5 protein-coding genes are annotated in these 6930 nt (G+C 72.1%); 2 read left to right on the plus strand and 3 right to left on the minus strand.

What is annotated here, in order from left to right; all coding sequences use genetic code 11:
• The first annotated feature begins 169 nt into the window (after window positions 1-169).
• Entirely contained in the window at window positions 170-1897 is a 1728-nt protein-coding gene (locus tag J1M64_RS13845) for an AMP-binding protein (RefSeq protein ID WP_241261520.1), read from the plus strand.
• A gap of 12 nt (window positions 1898-1909) precedes the next feature.
• Here J1M64_RS13845 and J1M64_RS13850 read toward each other — a convergent pair whose 3' ends face one another.
• Complete coding sequence (locus J1M64_RS13850) at window positions 1910-2359, minus strand: DUF4870 domain-containing protein (protein ID WP_096906314.1); 450 nt, start codon at window positions 2357-2359, stop codon at window positions 1910-1912.
• A gap of 95 nt (window positions 2360-2454) precedes the next feature.
• On the opposite strand from J1M64_RS13850, the gene ppc reads away from it, so the two are divergent.
• The gene (gene ppc, locus J1M64_RS13855; protein WP_241261521.1) at window positions 2455-5316 is read left to right on the plus strand and encodes a phosphoenolpyruvate carboxylase; all 2862 of its coding nucleotides are present in this window, start codon (window positions 2455-2457) and stop codon (window positions 5314-5316) included.
• A 15-nt stretch (window positions 5317-5331) separates the two neighbouring features.
• Here ppc and J1M64_RS13860 read toward each other — a convergent pair whose 3' ends face one another.
• Together J1M64_RS13860 and J1M64_RS13865 are read right to left on the minus strand one after the other, a co-directional pair.
• A complete protein-coding gene (locus tag J1M64_RS13860; RefSeq protein WP_067715443.1) occupies window positions 5332-6513 on the minus strand; it encodes an MFS transporter in 1182 nt (393 codons plus the stop codon).
• Window positions 6514-6539: 26 nt separating this feature from the next.
• Window positions 6540-6930: LysE family transporter (locus J1M64_RS13865; RefSeq protein WP_206474483.1), on the minus strand; the 391-nt coding region annotated here is incomplete at its 5' end.

The raw sequence follows: 6930 nt of genomic DNA on the forward strand, positions 1-6930 counted from the left end.
GCCCCTGTTCGATCCCCGCGCGCCCATGTGGCGCGCCGTCACCTCGTTCCTACCCGATGCGCTGCGAACACGACCGACGGGTGGTCCCAGGGCCCCGATGCTGACACCTGTCAAAGTTGCCGGGCGTTTCTCTGGTGCGAGGCCGTGCGGTGGCTTAATCTCACACCTCATGAGCAGAACAGATTTCAATCCCGGCCACGCCATGCAGCACGAGACGTTCGGCGACATCCTTCTGGAGCGTTCCACGGACGACCACCCGGGACTGCTGTTCGAGGACTCCGCGTGGACCTGGCGCGAGTTCGTGGCCGAGGCCGCCGTCCGCGCGGAGATCCTGCGCGGCTGGGCGGAGGAGCACTCCGACTCGTACGCGGACCGACCCGACCCCTACAAGCACCTCCACGTGGGCATCCTGCTGGAGAACGTGCCCGAGTACCTGTTCACCCTGTGCGGGGCGGCGCTCGCGGGCGTCACCATCGTCGGCATCAACCCCACCCGGCGCGGCGCCGAACTCGCCTCCGACATCCGGGGCGTGGACTGCGACGTGATCGTCACCGACGCCGACGGCACCGCCCTGCTCGAGGACCTCGACACCGGCGTCGCCGCGCAGTTCGACATCGACTCCGAGCAGTGGCGCGGCCTGCTCGCCGATCACGCCGGCGCCGAGCCCCGACTGCACCCGGAGAGCGCCCGCGACCCCCACACCCTGCTGGCCCTGCTGTTCACCTCCGGCTCGACCGGCGCCCCCAAGGCCGTCATGTGCTCGACCGGCCGCATGGCCATGATGGGCACCATCAACTACCGGGGCCTCGTCCGCGACGACGTGGCCTACAGCGCGATGCCCCTGTTCCACGGCAACGCCCTCTTCGCCGCGTTCGCCCCGTCCGCGTACGTCGGCTGCACCTTCGCGATGCGCCGCAAGTTCTCCGCCTCGGGGTTCCTGCCCGACGTGCTGCGGTACAACGCCAGCTACTTCAACTACGTCGGCCGGTCACTGTCGTACATCCTCGCCCAGCCCGAGGTGCCCGAGGAGAAGCAGACGCGCCTGCGGGTCGTCTTCGGCACCGAGGCCTCCGTCCACGACCGGACCGAGTTCGAGCGTCGCTTCGGCGTGACCCCGCTCGAGTCGTACGGCAGCAGCGAGGGCGGCGTGGTGATCAGCCACACCGAGGACACCCCGCCCGGCGCGCTCGGCGTGGCCGGCGCCTACATGGACGTCGCGATCCTCGACGCGGATGAGAACGAATGCCCCCGGGCCGAGTTCGATGCCAACGGCGGCCTGGTCAACGCCGGCGAGGCGATCGGCGAGATCTGCAACGTCACCGGCGCAAAGCTGTTCGAGGGCTACTACCGCAACCCCGAGGCCACCGCCGAACGCAACGTCGGCGAGGTCTTCCACACCGGTGACCTGGGCTACCGCGACGCGGACGGGTACTTCTACTTCGCCGGCCGCTCCGGTGACAGGATCCGCGTGGACAGCGAGAACTTCTCCGCCGGGCCCGTCGAGCGCATCCTCGACCGGTTCCCCGGCGTGCTCGTCGTGGCCGTCTACCCGGTCCCGGACCCGCGCACCGGCGACCAGGTCATGGCCGCCATCCAGCTCGAACCCGGCGTGGAGTTCGACGCCGACGCGTTCTCCGAGTTCTGCCGCACCCAGCCCGACATGGGCACCAAGTGGGCGCCGCGGTTCGTGCGCGTCATGACCGAGATGCCGGTCACCGCCACGCGGAAGATCTCCAAGCCCAGCCTGCGACGCGAGTCCTGGATCGAGCCCGGCGAGGTCTACCTGCGTGGCGGCGCGGCGGGCGACGACGACGTCTACCGGCCGCTCACCGACGCCGACCGCGAGGCCCTGCTCACCGAGTACGAGCTCCACGGGCGCCGGCCCGTGGGGGTGTGACGAGGAGCGCGCTCAGCGCAGGACGCGCAGCTGGAACGGGTAGTTGATCGTCCGCCCCTGGGTCGCACGAACGGTGCCGATGACGTGGCCGATGATCTGCGCGAGGAAGGACACCGCGAGCAGGATGAGGCCGATGGGCAGGCCGATCACCGTGAGGATGAAGATCCAGCCCACGATGCTCATGATCCACAGGCCGAGATTGAAGTTGAACGACCCGGCGGCGGCCTGGCGGACGAACGGGCTGCGGTCCTTGTAGATCAGCCACATCACGAGCGGGCCGACGAACGACAGCCACCCGGCCGAGAGCGCCATCGCGATGAGGCTGGACGCGTGCGCCAGTGCCGCGGGGGTGCGGTCGTCCGGGCCGACGGCCGGGGGCTGGTTCCCGTACCGGGGGTCGCCGTACCCGCCCTGTCCGAACTGGTGGTCGCCGTACTGGTGGTAGCCGGGCTGCTGGGTCATGCCTCCAGTGTCCTCGCCGGAAGGGATCCGCGCATCGGGGATGTCCCGGGTCTTCGGTCACGCGGATGTCACACGGCGCGCCTACTGTGGCAGCCATGGCCGATCCCATCAGATCCGACGTGCCCGCCACCGCCTCGGGCGTGACCGAGCCGGACGATTCCGAGCGGCTCGACGACGCCGTGCGGCCCCTGCGCGACGACGTGCGTTTCCTCGGCGCCGTCCTCGGCGACACGGTGCGCGACCAGGCGGGCGGGAAGATCTTCGACCTGGTGGAGACCGCCCGGCGCACCGCGTTCGCCGTCCGCCGCTCGGAGGCCGACCGCGACGAGGTGGCGGCCCTGTTCACCGATGTGCCCGCCACCGAGATGATCCCCGTCATCCGGGCGTTCTCCCTGTTCGCGCTGCTGGCCAACGTCGCCGAGGACCTCCACCAGGAGCGCCGTCGCCGCATCCACACCGCTGCGGGCGAGCCGCCGCCGGACGGGGATCTCGAGGCGACCTGGGCGCGACTGGCCGAGAACGAACCCGAGCCCGCGAGGCTGGAGGCGGTGCGCGCGACGGCCCGGGTGGCGCCCGTACTCACGGCGCACCCCACCGAGACCCGCCGGCGCTCGGTCTTCGAGATCACCCGACGGGTGCTGGACCTCATGCGCCGCCGCGACGCCCTGCGCACGGGGTCGGACGAGGCGGGGCACCGGGACCGCGTCACCGATGCCGAGCTCGAGCAGGTGGAGCAGGACATCCGCCGGCAGGTGCTCACGCTGTGGCAGACGGCGATCATCCGCAGCCAGCGCCCCCGGATCGAAGACGAGGTCCTGGGCGGCCTGCAGTACCACGAGGCCACGCTCATCGACGTGATCCCGCCGCTCAACGCGGAGATCGCCGACCGTCTCGGCTCCGGCGACCGCCCCGTCGTCCGCCCCGGCTCGTGGATCGGCGGGGACCGCGACGGCAACCCGTACGTCACCGGCGACGTGGTGCGCTTCGCCACCGAGCAGGCCGCCGCGCTACTGCACCGCCACTACACGGAGGAACTGCGGCTGCTCGAGCGGGAGCTGCCCCTCTCGCGGCGGGTCGTGGACGTGCCCCCCGGGCTCAGCGACCTCGCGGACTCGCTGGTGGAGACGGACGGGGAGCTCGCCGCCGCGCGCGAGGACGTGCCGTTCCGCCGCGCCGTGCGGGTGGTCCGCCGTCGGCTCGCCGCGCGGGTGAGGTCCTCGTCGTCGTCACCCGGATCGTCGCCGGACGCGATCGGTCACGACGACGACGAGGCCTACACCTCCCCGGCGGAGATGCTGACCGATCTGGATGTCATCGACGCCGCGCTCGGGGCCTGCGGTGGCGAGCTGGCTCGGTCGCCGCGTCTGCGGGACCTGCGGTGGGCGGTACGGACGTTCGGGTTCCACCTGCAGGCACTCGACATGCGGCAGAACTCGGAGTCGCACGAGGAGGTGCTCACCGAGCTGTTCGCCCTGGCCGGGGTGAGCGAGGACTACTCGGCGCTGGACGAGGACGCCCGTGTGGAGCTGCTGCTGCGCGAACTCTCGCACGACCGGCCGCTGCTCGGGCCGCGCGCGGAGCTGTCGGAGCTGGCGGCCAAGGAACTCGGGGTGATGCGGGCGGCCGCCGCGGCCGTGGACCTGCTCGGCCCGGAGGTGGTGCCGCACTACATCGTGTCCATGTGCGGGACGGTCTCCGACCTGCTCGAGCCGGCGGTGCTGCTGCGCGAGGTCGGATTGTTCTCGGGCGACCCCGCCGAGCCGCGCTCGAGCGTTCGGCTCATCCCGCTGCTGGAGACGATCGACGACCTGGCGGCGGGGCCGGACATCCTCGACACGGCGCTCGCGATCCCGCAGTTCCGGGCGCTCATCCGGGCGCAGGGCGACGTGCTGGAGGTGATGCTCGGCTACTCGGACTCCAACAAGGACGGCGGGTACCTGGCCGCCAACTGGGCGCTCTACCAGGCCGAACGCGATCTCGCCGAGGCCGCGACGCGGGCGGGCGTGCACCTGCGCTACTTCCACGGGCGCGGCGGGGCCGTCGGACGGGGCGGCGGCAACTCCTACGAGGCGATCCTCGCGCAGCCACCGGGCGCGGTGCGGGGCGCGCTGCGGATCACCGAGCAGGGCGAGGTCATCTCGGCCAAGTACTCCGAGCCGCGGCGGGCGCGCCGCAACCTCGAGGCGCTCGTGGCGGCGACGCTCGAGGCCTCGCTGCTCGACGTCGAGGGTCTGGGCGACCGGGCCGGGGAGGCGTACGGGGTGATGGCCGAGCTCGCGCGGCTCGGGCGGGCGGCGTACGCGTCCCTGGTGCACGACGACCCGGGGTTCATCGAGTACTTCACCACCTCCACCCCGGTCGCCGAGATCGGGGAACTCAACATCGGGTCCAGGCCGTCCTCCCGCAAGCAGACGTCGAGCGTCGAGGATCTGCGGGCGATCCCGTGGGTGCTGTCGTGGTCGCAGTCGCGGGTGATGCTGCCCGGCTGGTTCGGCGTGGGCACCGCACTGCGGCAGTGGGTCGACGCCGAGGGCGAGGCGGCGGCCGGGGAGAGACTGGCCACGCTCCGGCGGCTGAACGACGACTGGCCGTTCCTGCGCACGACCCTGTCCAACATGGCGCAGGTGATGGCCAAGGCGGACATGGGGCTGGCCGGCCGCTACGCCGAACTCGTCCCGGACGCCGAGGTGGGTCGGCGGATCCACGGGGTGCTCACCGACGAGTTCGAGCTGACCCGCGAGATGCTGCTGGAGATCACGGGGCAGGAGACGCTGTTGGACGACAACCCGGCGCTGGCCCGCTCGGTGCGCAACCGCTTCCCCTACCTCGAACCGCTCAACGTGCTGCAGGTCGAGTTGCTGCGCCGCTACCGCGCCGGGGACTCCGACCCGGCGGTGCGAACCGGCATCCAGCTGACCATGAACGGCCTGGCCACGGCCCTGCGCAACTCGGGGTGATCCTCGACGTGCCGGCTAGCGTAGCTGTCGCTGGGTGAGCGGGATGAGCAGCGCGCACACCACCGCCAGCCCGGCGATCCACGGGACCGGACCGCCGGCGCGCGAGAGCTCGGCGAGCACGTACGGCGTGGCCATCCCGAGGTAGGCCAGGACGTAGAACACGGCCACGAGCCCGGCGTGGTCCCGCGGTCCGGACTGCAGCTCGACCTCGACCAGCCCCGCCACCAGAAGCGTGGCGTATCCCACGCCGAGCAGGACCGCGACGGGCAGCAGCCACAGGGCGCGGCCGGGGAGTGCGGGCGAGGCGGCCAGCAGCGCTCCGGCGGCCATCCCGAGCGAGGCGGCGGCGAGTCCCATGACCGGCGGCCGGGACGGCGGTGACGCGGCCGCGATCCTGCGGACGGCGGGTTGGACCAGCACCCCGGCGCCCAGCGTGACCCCCACCATGACGCCGGCGTACAGGGTGGGCCGGCCGAAGGCGTCCCCGCCCAGCAGGTCGGCGAGCACCGCGAACGACATGCTGGCGCAGCCGAACACCAGCGGGGCCCACGGCGCGACCCCGAGGAGGAACCGACGGGTGCCGGCCGTGGCGGGGATGAGCGGGGCGACCTCCGGCCCGCCGTGCGGCTCGTACGGGTCCGCGGCGCCCCACGCCGCGACCAGCGCGATCGTGCCGAGGATCAGATGCGGAAGGTACGCCGAGAACAGTGGGGCGGGGGCGAACTCCCCGACCATGCCCGCCGCCAGGCCGCTGAGCCCGAACCCGCCGGTCAGCGCGATGGCCGCGCGCCGCGCACCGGTGCCGGGCGGCCCGCCGGCGGAGAGCTCGCGGACCCAGGCGCTGCCGGCCCCGAACGCCGCCCCGGACGCCAGCCCGGCGAGGAACCGTCCCAGGTACAGCCACAGTGAATCCTGCGGCCCCAGCAGCATGAACAGCGTCGCCAGCAGCGACAGGACCAGGACGGGCCGCATGAGCACACGGCGGCCGTTGCGGTCGGACCACCGGCCGGCCACCAGCAGGGTGGGCAGGAGGCCGACGATGTAGACGCTGAAGATCGCGGTGACACTGGACTGCGACAGCCCCAGCTCGGCGCGGTACAGATGCAGCAACGGGGCGAACTGGTTGGCGCCCCAGCCCACCGCGAACACCGCGAGGGCCACGCGCACCCAGCTGCGACGGTCGACCTGAGAATCCATGGAGCAGAACCTAGCCCGCGCGCGTCCTACGCGAGCGCGGTGACCACGAACGCCACCCCCACCACCACGAACAGTGTGCTGGCCACGACGTCGACCCACGGCAACAGCCGTCCGACCCGCTCGTTGACCACCCGGTGCGAGGCCACCAGCGCGAGCCCGCCGAACCAGGCGAGCGCGACCGCGATCATCCCCGCGACCAGGGCCACCGACCACGCCGGCGAGACCTCCTCGCGCAGGAACGGGGTGAGCACCGCGCCGAAGAACACCAGGGCCTTGGGGTTGGCGAGGTTGGTGACCAGACCGCGGGTGAAATCCCCCCGCGGCACCAGATCCGCTACTCGAAATCGGGATCCGCTATCCGAATCCGGGTAGCGGATCCCGATTTCGAGTAGCGGATCCGAGGGCGGGGCGGTGGCG

This window comes from Dietzia sp. KRD202 (assembly GCF_017168155.1).
Lineage (GTDB): Bacteria > Actinomycetota > Actinomycetes > Mycobacteriales > Mycobacteriaceae > Dietzia > Dietzia kunjamensis.

What these genes read in the sequence shown, in the direction of transcription:
- J1M64_RS13845 (WP_241261520.1), top strand. Translation starts at nt 170, where the DNA reads ATGAGCAGAACAGATTTCAATCCCGGCCACGCCATGCAGCACGAGACG.
- J1M64_RS13850 (WP_096906314.1), bottom strand. Translation starts at nt 2,359, where the DNA reads ATGACCCAGCAGCCCGGCTACCACCAGTACGGCGACCACCAGTTCGGA.
- ppc (WP_241261521.1), top strand. Translation starts at nt 2,455, where the DNA reads ATGGCCGATCCCATCAGATCCGACGTGCCCGCCACCGCCTCGGGCGTG.
- J1M64_RS13860 (WP_067715443.1), bottom strand. Translation starts at nt 6,513, where the DNA reads ATGGATTCTCAGGTCGACCGTCGCAGCTGGGTGCGCGTGGCCCTCGCG.